The sequence below is a fragment of the Ursidibacter arcticus genome (genome assembly GCF_009761375.1).
In the GTDB taxonomy this organism is placed as follows: Bacteria; Pseudomonadota; Gammaproteobacteria; order Enterobacterales; family Pasteurellaceae; genus Ursidibacter; species Ursidibacter arcticus.
Genome location: NZ_LEKM01000113.1, coordinates 1 through 16745 on the forward strand (window position 1 = coordinate 1; position 16745 = coordinate 16745).

Below are 16745 nucleotides of genomic sequence, written 5' to 3' on the forward strand. Positions count from 1 at the left end.
TACTTTTTTCAGAAAAATTGCAAAAAAATTGGAAAAACTGACCGCTTGATGAAAAACAGAGCAAAACAAAGAAAAAACATTCAAATAGCGGTTAATTCTTAGTAAAAATTTACCAATTTATTTTCCCATAGTCTCACACGCCTTCTGTTCACCGTTTTTACAAGCTAATTGGTAATAGGCTAATGCCATTTCTTTATTTGGGCTTGCCACTTTACCCATCTCATAAAAATAAGCGAGGCGATATTGCGAATACGCTTTGCCTTGTTCTGCGGCTTGGCGATAAAAATCAAATGCTCGATGAACATCTTCGTTTGTGCCTAAGCCAAATTCATACATTATGCCTAATTGTTCCTGCAAACTTGCCTTTTTGGGTTGCTGTTGATAAGCCTTAATAAAATTCTCAAAGGCTTTTTCATCATTGCGTTCTGTTCCAATACCGTGAAAATAAAAAATGCCTAACATATCGTAATACAAACCTTGTTCGGTAACTTTCTTAAACCAATAGAAGGCTTGTTTATCATCTTTTGCTACCCATTCACCTTTGTAGTAAGCAAATGCCACTCTGCTTTGTGCATCTCGCTCCCCCAGCTCTGCACTTTTTAAATACCACTTAAAGGCTTCTTTTCCATCTTTTTCCACGCCACGCCCAAACTCGTGCATCACTCCGAGTTGATAAAGGGCGATTGGCTCATTTTGTTGCGCTGCTTTTTTATACCAATGCAAGGCTTTTGAATAATCTTTTTCAAGATAATCTTTAGTTTGCCCGAAATGATAAGCTGTCCCCAGTATCGTTTGTGCCATTGGATTGCCCTGTTCAGCTTTTTCAGTAAGTTGAGGAATAGTCAGAAATGCCAAGTTTTCTGCCAATGCAAAAGGTGCAAGAAAACTTAAAAAGAACAAAAATTTTTTCATTGTTTATCCTTATATAAAAGTTCGGTTAATTTTTCACAGATTTTTGCTATTTGCAAATCTTTGCGAAGAATTGACCGCTTGTTTTAACCATAAATTTAATTAAGCGTATTTGCTTCGTTATTTTTATAAATAACCTTACTTTTCAACTTACTTGATGATGTTAGAAAATTTGATGTCCGATGATTTATAAGGATTAATCCATTTTTCTATTTCTTGTAGAGATAAATGAGTTTTAGCAAATTCAATTAATCTTTTACCGACTTTTTCATTTACTTGAATATGTGCCACATTATTTTCATTGCATTGAATAAAACGTAGTAAAATGGCTTTCATCTGTTCGGTGAGATATTGTTCTTTGGTTTCTTTAGCTTCTTCGCCTGCTTTTTCTTGCTCTGCTGTTTGTTGCACAGCTTCTTTTCTATCCGCTAAAATTGCCCAAATATAAATTAACTGTTGCAAATAGAGCGGTTTAAAATCCTTATCGCTGAGTGAAGCGATGTGATAAAGCTCCGCCAACTCTTGATTTAGACTGTCTAACCGCATTTCATAATCACATAACCGCACTTCGCCATATTGGGCTTCATTTTGGGCAATTTCGCCTTCAAATTGCTCAATTTCGTGCTGTTTTAGGACAATAAGTTGATAAATAGAACAATCGTAAAGCTGAGAATATAAAAAATCTATACAATTAAACCTTTCATCTCGCTCCTGTTGGGTGAGTTCCTTATCCTTTCTCGACCATTCATAAGCCCACTTTTTCATATCATTATGTTGTAATAAAACTGCTACGCTATCAAATTTCTGCTTTAAATTTGGTAAAGACGCATCTATTTTCTGCTCTAACTGCACCTGCTGTTTATTAAGTTTATCTAAGTTTTTTTGTGCATTTTCACTCTCTTTTATAAAGGATTGATAAGTAAATATTGCCGCAATAACGGGCACAGCTGTACCAGCCGTGATTAACACCCCAAATAGGGCAAACACCCAAAGACTAATGTCCCATAAACGTTTGACTTCGTGGATTTTTATCAAAAAACTTATCGAAAAAATCAAAAGGGCAAGACCCAATAGCACATAAATAAGATAGCAACAATTCTTTTTATTTATCATTACTATCTCCCGCTATTCAATATACGATAATTGTCACATCCAACTTGCTCACCATTATCACAAGCTAGCCCAAAATAATCTTTTGCTTTACTTTTATCTTGTCTAACGCCTCGTCCATTGGCATACATCACCCCTAAATTAGATTGAGCATTTGCATTCCCTTGTTCAGCAGCTTGTTGATACCATTTCACTGCTTGATGATAATCTTGTTTGACGCCGTGTCCGTTGTCATACATCACCCCTAAATTAGATTGAGCCACCGCAACCCCTTGTTCTGCGGCTTTTTGATACCATTTCACAGCTTGATGATAATCTTGTTTGACGCCTTGTCCGTCGGCATACATCACCCCTAAATTATATTGAGCATTTGCATTCCCTTGTTCAGCAGCTTTTTGATACCATTTCACTGCTTGATGATAATCTTGTTTGACGCCTTGTCCAGTGGAATACATATACCCTAAATAAAATTGAGCCTTTGCATTCCCTTGTTCTGCGGCTTTTTGATACCATTTCACTGCTTGATGATAATCTTGTTTTTTATAAGCCTCAATCCCTTGTTGAAACTGTTGTTCAGGGGTGTTGGCGTAAACCAAGCTTGACGTAGCGGTGGCAAGAAGGGTGGTGACAAATAATGTTTTAAATTTTTTCATTTTTTCTTCCTTATAAAATTGGGTAAAAATGTTATTGAATAGCTAAAATGGCATATAGATTGGCTTCAATGGTGGGCTGTTCAGCTAAATCAGCTCGACCATTTAGAATGGCTTGGATATCGTTCATTAATGAATAGATATGCTGTAATTTCTCAAACTCGTCGGGTAAATCGTTTAAAAATTTAAGCCTAACCTTTATTAGTAAGTCTTTATCTAAAAAATCAAGTTGAGATAACTGTGGGTAAAGTTTTTCACGCCAAATATCTTTGATATGCTCTTTACGTTCTAGCGTATATTTATCGATCATACCGTACTCCAAAATAGTTTATGTTTAGCAAGATAGTGTTAGCTTTCCTGTAAAGGAAAGCTAACAATGAGTATACTCATTGGAATTTTTGAGCCTTTTAAGATAGGTAAAAGAAGAAAGATGAGAAAAATGTCAAAAATAAAGAGGCGTGTTGAATAAGCGTTATATCGCTGTTTTAGGCTTTTGAGGTAAAAATGTAGTTTTGCTTGATGAAGGGCCGTTATTGAAAACATAAGCGGTAAGATTACTCTTAGCTTTTGCAACTTTTCGCTGAATTACGCCAAAATCCCCCTGTGGATAACTTATAATAAAACTGTCATTAAGTTGAGATCTATTCAAGGATAAGTGATCGTAAAAAATGATCTGTGGATAAGTAATGATCTTATTCACAACAAAGATCCTCGTTTTTTGATCATTTTATACAGTTTTAGATCCATTTTAACTTATTGTTTTTACTCTTTATTTTAGACTTATCCTAAAAATTGAGGTTATCTAATAAAAATAATAATAAAGATCTCTATATAAAGATCTTATTTATATAGATCGCAACTATCCTGAACCGATCTTCAAAATAGCTTTTCTAGGATCTTCTTTTTTCAGGTACAATAGATCGTTTTGATTTTTGAATGTATTAAAGGTTTATATGATTTATCGTGAAATATATGATGTGATTGTGGTTGGTGGTGGGCACGCTGGTACGGAAGCGGCACTTGCTCCTGCTCGAATGGGGCTAAAAACGTTATTATTAACCCATAATGTCGATACACTAGGACAAATGTCTTGTAATCCTGCTATTGGAGGAATTGGTAAAGGGCATTTAGTCAAAGAGATTGATGCAATGGGTGGTTTAATGGCTACGGCAACGGATCACGCAGGTATTCAATTTAGAACGTTAAATAGTAGTAAAGGCCCTGCAGTTCGTGCAACGCGTGCTCAAGCGGACCGTGTGCTATATCGTCAAGCGGTACGCACTGCATTAGAAAACCAAGCTAATTTAGATATTTTCCAACAGGAAGTCGTGGATATTTTAGTGGAAAATAATCGAGCTGTTGGTGCAGTGACTAAAATGGGTTTAACCTTTAAAGCGAAAGCCGTTATTTTAACGGCAGGTACTTTCTTAGCCGGTAAGATCCATATTGGTTTAGATAATTATGCAGGCGGTCGAGCAGGCGATCCTGCAGCGACTATGTTGGCTGATCGTTTGCGTGATCTGAATTTGCGTGTGGATCGCTTAAAAACAGGGACACCCCCTCGTTTAGATGCCAGAACCATTGATTTTTCAGTGTTAGCACAACAACACGGTGATGATGTATTACCTGTATTTTCTTTTATGGGATCGGTTGAACAACACCCTCGCCAAATTCCTTGTTATATCACTCACACAAACGAGCAAACTCACGATTTGATCCGCAATAGTTTAGATCGTAGTCCGATGTACACTGGAATTATTGAAGGGATTGGCCCACGTTATTGCCCTTCTATTGAAGATAAAGTGATGCGTTTTAGTGATCGTAATAGCCACCAGATTTATTTAGAACCTGAAGGTTTAACCACTATTGAAGTTTATCCTAATGGTATTTCAACAAGTTTGCCTTTTGATGTGCAAATGGGCATTGTTAATTCGATGAAAGGCTTAGAAAAAACGCGTATTTTAAAACCGGGCTATGCAATTGAGTATGATTACTTTGATCCGAGAGATTTAAAACCAACCTTAGAAACCAAAGCCATTGATGGTTTATTTTTTGCAGGGCAAATAAACGGTACAACAGGTTATGAAGAAGCTGGGGCTCAAGGCTTATTAGCAGGGATTAACGCAGGGTTACAAGTGCAAGGAAAAGAGCCTTGGTTCCCTACTCGTGATCAAGCTTACACAGGGGTATTAGTTGATGATCTCTGTACTTTAGGGACAAAAGAGCCTTATCGAGTATTTACTTCTCGTGCGGAATACCGCTTATTATTGCGTGAAGATAATGCCGATATTCGTCTAACGCCAATTGCTTACCAAATGGGGCTAATTGATGAAGCTCGTTGGGCTCGTTTCAATCAGAAAATGGATAATATTGAGAAAGAGCGTGAGCGTTTAAAACAGATTTGGGTGCATTTACAGAGCGTAAACCTTGATGAAGTTAATCGTTTACTCAGTAGTCCATTAGCACGAGAAGCCAGTGGTGAAGATTTATTACGCCGTCCAGAAGTAACCTATGAAAAATTAACTCAAATTGAGCCTTTTGCTCCTGCTATTGAAGATAAACAAGCAGCAGAGCAAGTGGAAATTGCAATTAAATATCAAGGTTATATTGAACATCAATATCAGGAAATTGAACGTCATAAACGCCACGAAAATACACTTATTCCTGCGGAATTTGATTATGATAAAGTGGAAAGTTTATCAAATGAAGTGCGTGCGAAATTAACCCAACATCGCCCAGTTTCAATCGGGCAAGCAAGCCGTATTTCAGGTATTACTCCTGCTGCGATTTCAATTTTATTAGTCGCCTTGAAAAAACAAGGTATGTTGAAACGTGGTGAGTAAGGAATTTGTAAAATGTTAGCAAAATTAGACCGCTTGTTAGCTCAAGCGGATATTCAACTAAGCCCTGAACAAAAACAGCAAGTTATTGATTTTGTTAAATTATTAGATAAATGGAATAAAGCCTATAATTTAACATCGGTGCGTGATCCGAACGAAATGTTGATTAAACATATTTTGGATAGTCTTGTGGTAAGTAAGCATCTGCAAGGATCGCATTTTATTGATGTTGGAACAGGGCCGGGGTTGCCGGGTATTCCCCTTGCGATAGCTAATCCAGATAAACAATTTGTGCTGTTAGATAGTTTAGGAAAACGTATTACTTTTATTAAAAATGCCATTCGTGAGCTGAAATTAACCAATGTTGAACCTGTGCTTAGTCGTGTGGAAGAATTTCAAGAAACGCAATTTGATGGCGTACTTAGTCGAGCTTTTGCTTCATTAAATGATATGGTGGACTGGTGTTACCATCTACCTAATCAAAATGGGCGTTTTTATGCGTTAAAAGGGATTTATCAAAGCGAAGAAATTGAGCAAATTACACGTCCGATTGAATTGTTAGAGGTTATTCCATTACAAGTGCCAGAGCTTGTTGGAGAGCGTCATTTAATTGTATTAAAAAAGTAAATTACAACGGTTAAGTAGTTATGCAACATCATTATCTTGAAATGCAAGAGCATTTTCTTTATGTGCCTTATTATCAGCATCATAGACGAATTCGAGTATTGCTACCGAAAGATTATCACCACGAGCAGTGGCAACGTTATCCAGTGTTATATATGCACGATGGGCAAAATGTGTTTTATAGCAAAGAGTCTTATTCAGGGCATTCTTGGAAAATTATTCCAACAATTAAAAATACGCACGAATTACCGAGGCTAATTATTGTTGGAATTGATAATGCAGGCGTTGATCGTCTTGATGAATATGGGCCTTGGAAAACGGATGTAGGAAAAGGCTTTGTTGCTAATGCTGGCGGAAAAGGAATGGATTATGCAAGATGGGTGGTTGAAACGGTTAAACCTTTTGTTGATCAGCATTATCGTACTCTACCAGAGCGTGAACAAACCTTACTTGCAGGTAGCTCAATGGGCGGTATTATTACCGCTTATATGGGAGCAGCATATCCACATATTTTCGGACATCTTGGGGTGTTTTCTTTAGCATCTTGGTTTAGTGAACCTGCTTTTCTGCAATTTATTCATCATCATTCACTAGCCAAAGGGAGTAAAGTTTTTATTCAAGTTGGGACAAATGAAGGCGATGAAGTGGATTCCCATTTTATTTCAAATATGAACCAAGGCTACATTGATTGTACCTTGCATTATTATCAAGCACTATTGCGTACAGGACATCCACTTGATCATATTCGCTTACGCATAATGGCGAATGAAATCCACCACGAAATGCACTGGGCAGATCATTTTGTGGATTTTCTGCGGTTTTCATTAGTGGATAATTAAAAATAAGCGGTCATTTTTCCTTGAAAATTTGCAATATTTTATAAAATGACCGGTTATAGCTTAATTTTACAAGATGATATATTAAGTTAAATAATTCCTTGCTCTTCTAACTTACCTAAGAAATAAGGCATTTGAACTCGCCACCAAGGCCAATCGTGATCAACATCTTTTCCCCAAAAGTCAAACCAACCGTCAATACCTTTTGCTTTAAAGGCGTATTCTAAGCGTTTGGTATCTTCAATATGTTGTTCTTCCCAAGCACCTTGCCCTACGGCAACAATATAGTGATTTTGACGATAACGATCTAAAAACCAGTTATCCTGTTGGTTCCAAAGATAATCAATAGGAGAATTGAAATAAACTGTTGGATTACCATTAAATTCGTGAGTAAAGAAACGAGCATCATATACACCACTGAGTGCAATAGCGACATCAAATAAATCTGGGTGGCGTAATGCAAAGTTAATCGTATGAAACCCGCCCATACTACAACCTGTTGCTATCATCGTACCGCTCAAGTTGGATTCATAACGAATAAGCGGCACTAATTCATTGATAATATAGCGATCATAAGCATTATGAGCTTGAGCCATATCCTGCCCTGATTTCCATTCTGCTAACCAAGATTCACTATCAAACGAATCGGGGGTATAAAATTTTATTAGCCCTCTCTCAATAAATGAACGACAAGCATCAATCATTCCAAAATTGCCATATTCATTTTGGTTTCCACCTGATGATGGAAAAACAATAACGGGTTTGCCTGAGTGTCCATAAACATTAAAGTGCATTTCTCTACCGAGCTCACCACTCCAATGACTTCTTTTTTCAAAATACATAGTTATTCCTTATTGTTTTTGTTGAGCAAAGTGAGCAATCTCGTGCATTTCATCAATGCTTGCGGTTTTTGCCAATATGCCTTGTTCGCCCATAATTTTGGCGAAAATACCAGGTACACTTTGAACGCTAATAATATTGCTTGCATATTTCTCACAAACATCTTGAATAGAATTAACGTAATTTTTATTGGCTTTACGTGCAATATAAACCACATTCCAAGGATGCGTAATTTCAGTATAGAACTTATTCTCTTTAACAATATTTGAATATTCTCTAAACACATCAAAATCATTGGCATAGTTCCACATATCAATGGTTAATCCACCTGGTGGGCGGCAGTTAATTTCAAGTGGCATCAATTCATTTGAACCTTTAACACGGAAAAATTCAAAATGGAAAAAACGCTCTCTTACTTTAAATGCTTCCACACATTTTTTACCTAAAGTAATCAGATCTTGCGGAATTTCACGAGGAACGTAAAAATAAATATCACGATCTTCAGATACAATATCAATCACAACTTCGGAGTATTCAAGCCCAGAGTAGAAAACTATGTTACCTTCGTGATCGGTTAAACCATCAAAGGTAACAATATCGCCTTCGATAAATTCTTCCATAATATATTCTACGTTCGGATTTTTATTGTTGAAGAAATCAGCTAAATCTTGACTGTTCTTTACTTTATAAGTATCACTAGCTCCAACACCTGAGTTTGGTTTAATGATGACAGGATATTTGAGTTGCTTAACTAACTTAAGAGCATCTTCATCATTTTTAAAAACACGTCCTTGAGCAACTTTTAAACCCGCTTTACGGAAAACTTCCTTCATTTGTGATTTTGTTTTGATTGCCAACATATCTTCCGTTTTATAACCAAAGACATTGAAATCGGTACGTAATTTAGCATCAAGCTCTAGCCAATGCTCGTTATGAGATTCGATACGATCGATTCGCCCATATTTATGAGCAAAATAACCTACCGCACGATAGACTTGCTCATAATCTTCCATATTATCCACACGATAATACTCCGTTAATGAATTGCGTAACCCTTCACTTAACTGCTCATAGGGCGTATCGGCAATCCCTAAAGTATTAAATCCATTCTCCCTTAATCTCACTGCAAAAGTTTCAAAGTTCGCAGGGAAATGTGGCGAAATCATCACAAAGTTGAGTTTTCTAGGCATATGTTTCCTTATAATAAAAATGAAAAATAATTGTGATAAATTTTAATCTAATTTCGCTTTATTGTAAGACTTTATTAATAAATATTTTGGACTATAATTATTTTGATTTGTCAGTTTTATTTTGTTGTGTAATATTGTGTAAATTGTATTCTGTGGTATAATTTTTATACTTAGCCGTTATTTGTTTACGATGGCTACTATCCTACCTGTCACATTTATTCTTTTTAGAGGATTAATTCTATGAAAAAATTATTAGTTGCTTTAAGCATTGCTTCTTTATTTACTGGTTCTACCCTTGCTAATGAAACAGAAATTGTTGCAGAAGATCCTATTGGTAACGGTGTTGTAATTGAAGGGGCTAAAGGGCAATATTCTTTTAGAGGTGAAATTGTAAACCCAACTTGTATAATTAAAGATGCCTATAAAAAAGTTACTTTACCTACTGTTTGGGCTAATGAATTAGAGACAGATTCTAAAAAAACAGACTTTTCAATAGATTTAAATGGTTGCTCTCCATTCTTTGATGAAAATAACCTTGCTAGTAAATCTGTTTCTATAAGATTTGATGCGGCAGAAAATACTCTTGAAAATGGATTACTGAAAAATCAAGTAGGAACAGAGCCAACTGGGACAGAATCAAATGTTTATTTGAAAGTTACTCAAGGTGAATTAAATGTATTATCTAACGGTGTCTCTGTACAACCAAAAGTACTAGATAAAGGTGAGTTTAGTTTTAATTTCTCTGTTGAATATGCAAAAGGAGATGAAGGGAATGTAAGACCAGGTATTGTTAGTGCAGTTCTGCCGTTTACTGTTATTTATAAATAGTACTTTGTCATATCAGCCCCAGCTTTACGCTGGGGGTAACTTTATAAAGGAAATGTAAAGATGTTTAAATGGCTAGCAGGGATTGTATTGGCTGGAGTTACTTTTACTTCTCAAGCCAATATTGTGATATTAGGCACTCGAGTTATTTATCCGAGTGATCAAAAAAATATTAGCGTACAATTAACGAATAAAGGTAGTCTTCCTTCCTTAGTTCAGTCTTGGATCGACAATGGCGATGAAAAAGCTGATCCAAATAAATTAAAACTTCCTTTTGTTATTACACCGCCCGTTTCTCGTGTTGATCCACAAAAGCAACAAACCTTACGCATTAGCTATACAGGTGAGTCGTTAGCAAAAGATCGTGAAACCTTATTCTTTTTTAATGTCTTAGATATTCCACCTAAGCCAAGTAAAGAGTCACTTGAAAAAAATCCCAATTATTTGCAATTTTCAGTTCGTAGTCGCTTGAAGTTTTTCTTCCGCCCTGCGAATTTGCCTTATCCCGTAGAAGATGCTTATCACAAAGTCGGTTGGAAGATAAGTGGTAAACAAATTACGGTAAATAACCCAACACCGTATTTTATTACTTATAGTAAAGTGGCAGTAAAACAAGGTAACAAATCAGTAGCTACTCGAGATGCGGATATGGTTGCACCATTTTCGACCAAAACATTTAATTTTAACCAAACTGTCTCAACAGGTCAGATTGAATGGTCTGTTATCAATGACTATGGTGGCGAAACAAACGGTATTTCAAAATAATAATTTAAACCTTTTATAGCTATGACGGTAAAACAGCCCTTCAAATACCACAAAGTTGCCTATTTTTGTAGTCTCGCACTATTTGGGGCTACTATTGCTAATGCAGACGAATTTGAATTTGATGAGCGTTTTCTTGGCACGGTTGCAGGGCAACCGACTGCCGATGTCGCTAAATACCGTTTTGGAAATCCTATTCCAACTGGCGAATATACGGCTGATATTTTTGTAAATGGAACTAAACACGGCAATACAGTCATTAAAGTTATTGAAGATAGCGATAATCCTTTAAAAGGATTGTGTTTAACACCCAATTTATTATCCGTTTTATCGTTACAAAGTGATGCCATTAAGCAATCTGTATCAGATCACGATTGCATAAGCATTATAAATGCTATTCCTGAAGCTAAAATACAGTTTGATGTAGCTACTTTAGCGTTAAATATTGAGATCCCACAAATTTTAGTAAAAAAAAGACCACGTGGTTATATTGATCCTAGCCTTTGGCAATCTGGCGTTCCCGCACTATTTATTCGTTATGATGCAAATCACTACATTCATAAATTTGGTGATCGCTCTAGCAAAAATTCATACCTTAGCCTTCATTCTGGTGCAAATTTAGGACTGTGGTCGTTACGTCATCGTGGCTCAAAAAGTTGGCAAGAACAAAAAGGGTTCCCCTACCAATATCAATATACCTATTTACAACGTGATATTGATGCAATCAATGGGCGTTTAACCCTAGGTGATCTTTATACAAGCGGTCACTTTTTTGAAAACTTTAGCATTCGAGGGATTCAGATCGAAAATGATGAAAGAATGTTACCCTATTCCTTGCGAGGGTATGCCCCTCGTATTCAAGGTGTAGTGAATAACCCTGCAAGAATTATCGTACGTCAAGATAATCATATTATTTATGAAATTTCCGTCCCCGCAGGTGCATTTAGTATTGATGACCTTTATCCTGTGGGTTATTCAGGAAAATTAGACGTTGAAATTATTGAATCAAACGGACAAACACGAACTTTCTCTGTACCTTTTTCTAATGCAATTCGTTTAGTACGAGCAGGACAACTTTATTACCGATTCTCAGGTGGTCGTTATCGTGAGCAAACTAAAGTCTTTAACGAAAACATTGTACAAGCTGAATTACAGTACGGTTTAGCCAATGGGGTTACCCTAAATTTAGGTGGAATGGGGAGTAGAAACTATTTATCAGGCTTAATTGGGGCAGCATTTGATACACCATTGGGGGCTTTTTCTGCCAATATAAACTATACCCGTAATAAATTTCCTTATTTAAAACAATCAAATAAGCACTATGGTGTAAATGTAGGATATAGTTTGAATCTTAACCGTTGGGGAAGTTATTTTTCCGCATCATATTACAAGTCTTTGTCAGAAAATAATTACTCACTAGCCCAAGTCTTAGATATCAATAGAAATAGTAAAAAATTTGAACAATCTCACCGCTTAAAACAGCGTGTTAGCCTTTCTTTAAACCAATCACTAGGCTCGGCTTTCGGTGGCATATCTGTCTCGGCAATCCGTAATGTTTATTGGAATTTAAACAAGCCCGTTAAGGAATACCAATTTAGTTATGGTAACTCATTTAAAGGAATTCAGTATCAGCTAGGCTATTCACAAATTAAAGATGGCAATTTAGCCATTCAAGATAAACAATTCTACGCTAATATTTTCTTTACCTTTGGGGCAAGTTTGAATAGCCCTACGGTATATGCAGCCTATAATAAAACGCAACAAGGATATACGAGTTATACCTCTCTCAATGGTTCATTGGGAGAAGATAATCAATTTACCTATGGTATTAATGCCAATAAATCTAGTGATAGCAACTACTATTCTATCAATTCTGGTTATAAGGCATCATTTGCTAAATTTAATCTTGGAATGGGGCAATCCAAGCAAACTAAACAAACGAATTTTGCGGTATCTGGTGCCTTAGTAGCGCATCCAGAAGGTGTTACTTTAAGCAATGATTTAAGCGATACTTTCGCTATTATTTCTGCTAAAGGAGCAACAGGTGCGAAGATAAATAATGGTAATGCTGCTAATCTTGATTGGTTTGGTAATGGAATTGTTCCTTATGTTTCACCTTATCAGACAAATTATATTGGTATTGACCCCAATAATATTCCTGCTGATGTAGAAATTGAAGCAACAGGACAAGAGATTATTCCACGAGCGAATAGTATTTCGTTGGTTAAATTCAATACAAAAACAGGCAAAAATATCCTATTTGATGTAGTAAAAACAGATGGAACACCACCACCATTAGCTGCTGAAGTCTTTGACAAACAAAACCAGTTGATCGGTTATGTTGTTCAAGGTGGGCGAGTATTTGTTCGTGGGATTGATAACTCTGGAACATTAACAGTTATTTGGGGTAACAGTGAAACAGAACGATGCCACTTCAATTATCAGATTGATCCTAACTCAGACGATGCAATCGCAGTACAATGCAAAACCAAGGAATAAGGAACAGAAAATGAAACCAGTATTGAGTTTATTCTTTGCTTTATTGATTAGCCCTCTTTATGCTAATCCACGAGTTATTTCTATTACTTTTCCTACAACATCTTGGGATTATCCAAGAGATAATTTTATGGTTGAAACCATTTCTCAAACTCAACAAAATATAAAAATACCAGAAAACGTTTCCTTACAGTTTGATATAAAAACTGAAAGTGAAGCCCTTGAGCTATTAGGACAAAAAGTATATCCGACAAATATTGATGGAATTGGTATTAGTTTAAGTGTGAATAATAGCAATCTTTCAACGAATCTTATCGCATATAAACCTTTGCAAGCAGGTACTTACTCAATCGCATCCAAAACACTGGCGACTTTACTTAATAGCGATAATCAGACTATTTATACAATAAATTTACAGCCTACCCAACTAACAATAAAAGCACGATCTTGCCAATTACAGCAAGCCAATCAAACCGTAAAATTAGCTAGTGCATTCCAAAGTGAATTAACCAATAAAGGTTCTGAGGTTTTTGGTGGATACTTTAATTTAGCATTGCTCTGTGATCCAAACGTTAAAGCATTTACAACCTTCTTTGATCAAAATAACATACAGAATCATAGTTCTATACTTAGTTTAGATACTAATAAATCAACAGCCAAAGGAGTGGGTATTAAACTCTATAAAGAGGATAATACAGCGATTGAACTCGGTAAAGAATGGCTGTTTTCTAAAGACCAGTTAAATCCACAACATAGATTCTCTGCAAAATATGTCAGTTTGGGAAATGTTTCGGCTGGAACTGTAAATGCTGTTGCAACCGTTACTTTTTCCTATCGTTAGTTTTATTTATTTTATTGCAAAAAATAAATAAAAATGTCAAAAATGTTAATAACTTAACACTTTTTCTCTCGTTTAGAGGTTGGCATTAAAAATAGAGTAACGTATAATTTGCAAGGTTGTGTAATTTTGAAGTGTATTCTGTAAGCACTAACCAAATTTTGAGAGTAAAAGGAATGTCGATAGTTATTCGTCAAGCAAGGCAACTTTACTATAAAGTAATTTCTATTGAGATTGTTTTACTGTTAATTCTGTTTTGTAGCATTACTTTTTTTTATTCAATGGGGACTGGTCTTTCCTTTTTAGTAGGTAGTTTAGCTAGCCTATTACCTCATTGCTTATTTGTTTATTGGATTTTTTTCCGTCAATCTACAAAAAATACGAATAAAATGACCGCTTTCTATCGTGGTGAAGGGCTTAAATGGTTGCTCACTATTGTGCTGATTGTGGTTGCTTTTAAAAGCTATCCAACAATGAACTTTGTGGCTTTTTTTGTAGGTTATTTTTTTATGTTGCTATGTAATAGCTTGTTGCCCATTTTATTAAAGCTTCGAGCAAAATAGGTTTCGTTTAATTTCAAAGGGATAAATTATGGCTGGTCAAACTACCGCTGATTATATTGGTCACCACTTAACCTTTCTCAAAACTGGGGATGGTTTTTGGCATGTACATTTGGATACCTTGTTCTTTTCTTTGTTAGCAGGGGGACTTTTCCTATTTTTCTTTCATAAAGTAGCTAAAAATGCTACTTCAGGCGTACCTGGTAAATTTCAATGTTTTGTTGAGATGCTCGTTGAATGGGTAAATGGTGTTGTTAAGGATAATTTCCATGGACCAAGAGATGTTGTTGCTCCATTGGCTTTAACAGTTTTTTGTTGGGTATTTGTTATGAATGCTATCGACTTAATTCCTGTTGATTTCCCTCCACAATTTGCTGAGTTATTAGGTATTCATTATTTGCGAGCTGTTCCTACCGCTGATATTAGTGCAACATTAGGTATGTCTATCGGGGTATTTGGTTTAATTATTTTCTATACGATTAAATCAAAAGGTTTCAGTGGATTTGTTAAGGAATATACCCTTCACCCTTTTAACCACTGGGCTTTTATTCCTGTAAATTTCCTATTAGAAGTTGTAACTTTGTTAGCGAAGCCTATCTCTTTAGCATTCCGTTTATTTGGAAATATGTATGCAGGTGAGCTGATTTTTGTGCTTATCGCTGTAATGTATATGGCTGAAAGTTTTGTACCACAAGCATTGGGTGTTCCTTTACATTTAATTTGGGCTATTTTCCATATTCTTGTGATTACACTGCAAGCGTTCATCTTTATGATGCTAACGGTTGTTTATTTAAGTATTGGCTATAATAAGGCCGATCACTAAAACTTTTGAGTAGAGTGATTTGCCTTTGGGTTAATCTCATCTAATCATTTTATTTTTTTACTATCATTAATCATCTTTCCATCTTATAGGAGAACTTTTATGGAAAACGTAATTACTGCAACAATCTTTGGTTCTGTAATCTTATTAGCTTTTGCTGCTTTAGGTACTGCAATTGGTTTTGCTTTATTAGGCGGTAAATTCTTAGAGTCATCAGCTCGTCAACCGGAACTTGCAGCAAGTTTACAAACTAAAATGTTCATCGTTGCTGGTCTTTTAGATGCTATTTCTATGATTGCGGTAGGTATCGCATTACTATTTATCTTTGCAAACCCATTTATTGGTTTACTAGGCTAATCAAGTTGGGCAAATAACATCATTACTCGTTAGAGTGATACATCCAACTTTGAGGAGGGCGTTGTGAATTTAAATGCAACACTAATTGGCCAACTGATTGCGTTCGCACTATTTGTGTGGTTCTGTATGAAGTTTGTATGGCCACCGCTGATTAAAGCGATTGAAACACGTCAAGCAAATATTGCTGACGCTCTTGCGGGTGCAGAAAAAGCTAAGCAAGAACAAGCTGATACTAAAATGTTAGTTGAACAAGAGCTTGTAAAAGCACGTGAGGAAGCTAAAGAAATTGTTGATTTAGCTACGAAGCGTCGTAACGAAATTTTAGAATCTGTTCAAGCTGAGGCTGAGGCAGAAAAAGCAAGAATTATTGAACAAGGTTACGCAGAAGTTGAAAACGAACGTAAACGAGTTCAAGAAGAGCTTCGTCAAAAAGTGGCAGCATTAGCAGTTGCTGGTGCAGAGAAAATTGTCGGTCGTTCTGTTGATGCAGCGGCAAACAATGACATTATTGATAAGCTAGTTGCAGAACTATAATTGAGGGGGGCAGATGTCAGAATTAACTACAGTAGCTCGCCCCTATGCTAAAGCAGCTTTTGATTTTGCTTTAGAACAGCGTCAGTTGGATAAATGGCAAGAGATGTTACAGTTTTCAGCACTCGTTGCAGAAAATGACGAAGTAGCTGATTTTATTAGTTCTTCACTTGCACCTAGCAAAATTGCAGAGATGTTTATTGCAATTTGTGCAGAGCAACTTGACCAATATGGGCAAAATTTCATTCGTATTATGGCCGAAAATAAACGTTTAAGTGCGTTACCTTCGGTGTTAAATGCATTTCTTGAATTTCGTTCGGATTACGAATCGACTAAAGAAGTTGAAGTTGTTTCTGCAACAGAATTAAGTGAAGCTCAAAAAACTAAAATCGCAACTGCGATGGAGAAGCGACTTGATTGCAAAGTACGTCTTGTTTCACACGTAGATAGTTCACTACTTGCTGGTGTAATTATTCGTTATGATGATACCGTTATTGATGGTAGTAGTCGTGGACAACTAAATCGTTTAGCAACTGAGTTGTGCTTGTAAGAGGAAT

General features: G+C 36.0%; 18 protein-coding genes. 12 read left to right on the top strand and 6 right to left on the bottom strand.

The genetic code is table 11. The annotated features are described in order from the left end of the window. Window positions 1-117 precede the first annotated feature (117 nt). From A1D25_RS03285 to A1D25_RS03300, 4 genes are all read right to left on the bottom strand, one after another. Window positions 118-912, bottom strand: coding sequence for a tetratricopeptide repeat protein (locus A1D25_RS03285; protein ID WP_157394274.1), 795 nt, complete (start codon window positions 910-912; stop codon window positions 118-120). A 147-nt stretch (window positions 913-1059) separates the two neighbouring features. Further along, window positions 1060-1944 (bottom strand): hypothetical protein, encoded by an 885-nt coding sequence (locus A1D25_RS03290; protein WP_157394275.1) that lies wholly within the window; start codon window positions 1942-1944, stop codon window positions 1060-1062. Between the two features lie 80 nt (window positions 1945-2024). Then, window positions 2025-2672 (bottom strand): tetratricopeptide repeat protein, encoded by a 648-nt coding sequence (locus tag A1D25_RS03295; RefSeq protein ID WP_157394276.1) that lies wholly within the window; start codon window positions 2670-2672, stop codon window positions 2025-2027. A 31-nt stretch (window positions 2673-2703) separates the two neighbouring features. Then, a complete protein-coding gene (locus A1D25_RS03300; protein WP_157394277.1) occupies window positions 2704-2979 on the bottom strand; it encodes a hypothetical protein in 276 nt (91 codons plus the stop codon). 643 nt (window positions 2980-3622) lie between these two features. On the opposite strand from A1D25_RS03300, the gene mnmG reads away from it, so the two are divergent. The 3 genes from mnmG to A1D25_RS03320 are packed head-to-tail and all read left to right on the top strand — an operon-like array spanning window position 3623 to window position 6972. Next, window positions 3623-5512 carry a tRNA uridine-5-carboxymethylaminomethyl(34) synthesis enzyme MnmG gene (gene mnmG, locus A1D25_RS03310; protein WP_157394279.1) on the top strand — a complete coding sequence of 630 codons (1890 nt, stop codon included), beginning with the start codon at window positions 3623-3625 and terminating at the stop codon, window positions 5510-5512. A 12-nt stretch (window positions 5513-5524) separates the two neighbouring features. Next, window positions 5525-6136 (top strand): 16S rRNA (guanine(527)-N(7))-methyltransferase RsmG, encoded by a 612-nt coding sequence (gene rsmG, locus A1D25_RS03315; protein WP_157394280.1) that lies wholly within the window; start codon window positions 5525-5527, stop codon window positions 6134-6136. A 20-nt stretch (window positions 6137-6156) separates the two neighbouring features. Beyond that, on the top strand, window positions 6157-6972 hold the full coding sequence (locus A1D25_RS03320) for an alpha/beta hydrolase (RefSeq protein ID WP_157394281.1): 816 nt from the start codon (window positions 6157-6159) through the stop codon (window positions 6970-6972). Window positions 6973-7058: 86 nt separating this feature from the next. On the opposite strand, the gene A1D25_RS03325 is transcribed toward A1D25_RS03320, so the two are convergent. Continuing rightward, window positions 7059-7811 (bottom strand): esterase family protein, encoded by a 753-nt coding sequence (locus tag A1D25_RS03325; protein WP_157394282.1) that lies wholly within the window; start codon window positions 7809-7811, stop codon window positions 7059-7061. Between the two features lie 9 nt (window positions 7812-7820). After that, the gene (locus tag A1D25_RS03330; RefSeq protein WP_157394283.1) at window positions 7821-8999 is read right to left on the bottom strand and encodes an ATP-grasp domain-containing protein; all 1179 of its coding nucleotides are present in this window, start codon (window positions 8997-8999) and stop codon (window positions 7821-7823) included. Window positions 9000-9239: 240 nt separating this feature from the next. On the opposite strand from A1D25_RS03330, the gene A1D25_RS03335 reads away from it, so the two are divergent. The 9 genes from A1D25_RS03335 to atpH all read left to right on the top strand — a co-directional run bounded on the left by A1D25_RS03335 (window position 9240) and on the right by atpH (window position 16738). Continuing rightward, window positions 9240-9827 (top strand): fimbrial protein, encoded by a 588-nt coding sequence (locus tag A1D25_RS03335; RefSeq protein WP_157394284.1) that lies wholly within the window; start codon window positions 9240-9242, stop codon window positions 9825-9827. A 60-nt stretch (window positions 9828-9887) separates the two neighbouring features. Further along, complete coding sequence (locus A1D25_RS03340; RefSeq protein ID WP_157394285.1) at window positions 9888-10589, top strand: fimbrial biogenesis chaperone; 702 nt, start codon at window positions 9888-9890, stop codon at window positions 10587-10589. A gap of 21 nt (window positions 10590-10610) precedes the next feature. Beyond that, on the top strand, window positions 10611-13085 hold the full coding sequence (locus A1D25_RS03345) for a fimbria/pilus outer membrane usher protein (RefSeq protein WP_157394286.1): 2475 nt from the start codon (window positions 10611-10613) through the stop codon (window positions 13083-13085). A 10-nt stretch (window positions 13086-13095) separates the two neighbouring features. Beyond that, window positions 13096-13923: a fimbrial protein gene (locus tag A1D25_RS03350; protein ID WP_157394287.1), complete on the top strand. Its 828-nt coding sequence runs from the start codon at window positions 13096-13098 to the stop codon at window positions 13921-13923. Window positions 13924-14096: 173 nt separating this feature from the next. Next, a complete protein-coding gene (locus tag A1D25_RS03355; protein ID WP_157394288.1) occupies window positions 14097-14483 on the top strand; it encodes an ATP synthase subunit I in 387 nt (128 codons plus the stop codon). Between the two features lie 28 nt (window positions 14484-14511). Then, complete coding sequence (gene atpB / locus A1D25_RS03360; protein WP_157394289.1) at window positions 14512-15303, top strand: F0F1 ATP synthase subunit A; 792 nt, start codon at window positions 14512-14514, stop codon at window positions 15301-15303. Window positions 15304-15402: 99 nt separating this feature from the next. Beyond that, on the top strand, window positions 15403-15657 hold the full coding sequence (atpE, locus tag A1D25_RS03365) for a F0F1 ATP synthase subunit C (RefSeq protein WP_157394290.1): 255 nt from the start codon (window positions 15403-15405) through the stop codon (window positions 15655-15657). A 63-nt stretch (window positions 15658-15720) separates the two neighbouring features. Beyond that, window positions 15721-16191 carry a F0F1 ATP synthase subunit B gene (gene atpF / locus A1D25_RS03370; protein WP_157394291.1) on the top strand — a complete coding sequence of 157 codons (471 nt, stop codon included), beginning with the start codon at window positions 15721-15723 and terminating at the stop codon, window positions 16189-16191. A 13-nt stretch (window positions 16192-16204) separates the two neighbouring features. Then, window positions 16205-16738 carry a F0F1 ATP synthase subunit delta gene (gene atpH, locus A1D25_RS03375; RefSeq protein WP_157394292.1) on the top strand — a complete coding sequence of 178 codons (534 nt, stop codon included), beginning with the start codon at window positions 16205-16207 and terminating at the stop codon, window positions 16736-16738. The last annotated feature ends 7 nt before the right edge of the window (window positions 16739-16745 follow it).

Bases quoted from the DNA above. Each gene is read 5' to 3' on its own strand.
- A1D25_RS03285 (WP_157394274.1), bottom strand. From the start codon at position 912: ATGAAAAAATTTTTGTTCTTTTTAAGTTTTCTTGCACCTTTTGCATTG.
- A1D25_RS03295 (WP_157394276.1), bottom strand. From the start codon at position 2,672: ATGAAAAAATTTAAAACATTATTTGTCACCACCCTTCTTGCCACCGCT.
- A1D25_RS03300 (WP_157394277.1), bottom strand. From the start codon at position 2,979: ATGATCGATAAATATACGCTAGAACGTAAAGAGCATATCAAAGATATT.
- mnmG (WP_157394279.1), top strand. From the start codon at position 3,623: ATGATTTATCGTGAAATATATGATGTGATTGTGGTTGGTGGTGGGCAC.
- rsmG (WP_157394280.1), top strand. From the start codon at position 5,525: ATGTTAGCAAAATTAGACCGCTTGTTAGCTCAAGCGGATATTCAACTA.
- A1D25_RS03320 (WP_157394281.1), top strand. From the start codon at position 6,157: ATGCAACATCATTATCTTGAAATGCAAGAGCATTTTCTTTATGTGCCT.
- A1D25_RS03325 (WP_157394282.1), bottom strand. From the start codon at position 7,811: ATGTATTTTGAAAAAAGAAGTCATTGGAGTGGTGAGCTCGGTAGAGAA.
- A1D25_RS03330 (WP_157394283.1), bottom strand. From the start codon at position 8,999: ATGCCTAGAAAACTCAACTTTGTGATGATTTCGCCACATTTCCCTGCG.
- A1D25_RS03335 (WP_157394284.1), top strand. From the start codon at position 9,240: ATGAAAAAATTATTAGTTGCTTTAAGCATTGCTTCTTTATTTACTGGT.
- A1D25_RS03340 (WP_157394285.1), top strand. From the start codon at position 9,888: ATGTTTAAATGGCTAGCAGGGATTGTATTGGCTGGAGTTACTTTTACT.
- A1D25_RS03345 (WP_157394286.1), top strand. From the start codon at position 10,611: ATGACGGTAAAACAGCCCTTCAAATACCACAAAGTTGCCTATTTTTGT.
- A1D25_RS03350 (WP_157394287.1), top strand. From the start codon at position 13,096: ATGAAACCAGTATTGAGTTTATTCTTTGCTTTATTGATTAGCCCTCTT.
- A1D25_RS03355 (WP_157394288.1), top strand. From the start codon at position 14,097: ATGTCGATAGTTATTCGTCAAGCAAGGCAACTTTACTATAAAGTAATT.
- atpB (WP_157394289.1), top strand. From the start codon at position 14,512: ATGGCTGGTCAAACTACCGCTGATTATATTGGTCACCACTTAACCTTT.
- atpE (WP_157394290.1), top strand. From the start codon at position 15,403: ATGGAAAACGTAATTACTGCAACAATCTTTGGTTCTGTAATCTTATTA.
- atpH (WP_157394292.1), top strand. From the start codon at position 16,205: ATGTCAGAATTAACTACAGTAGCTCGCCCCTATGCTAAAGCAGCTTTT.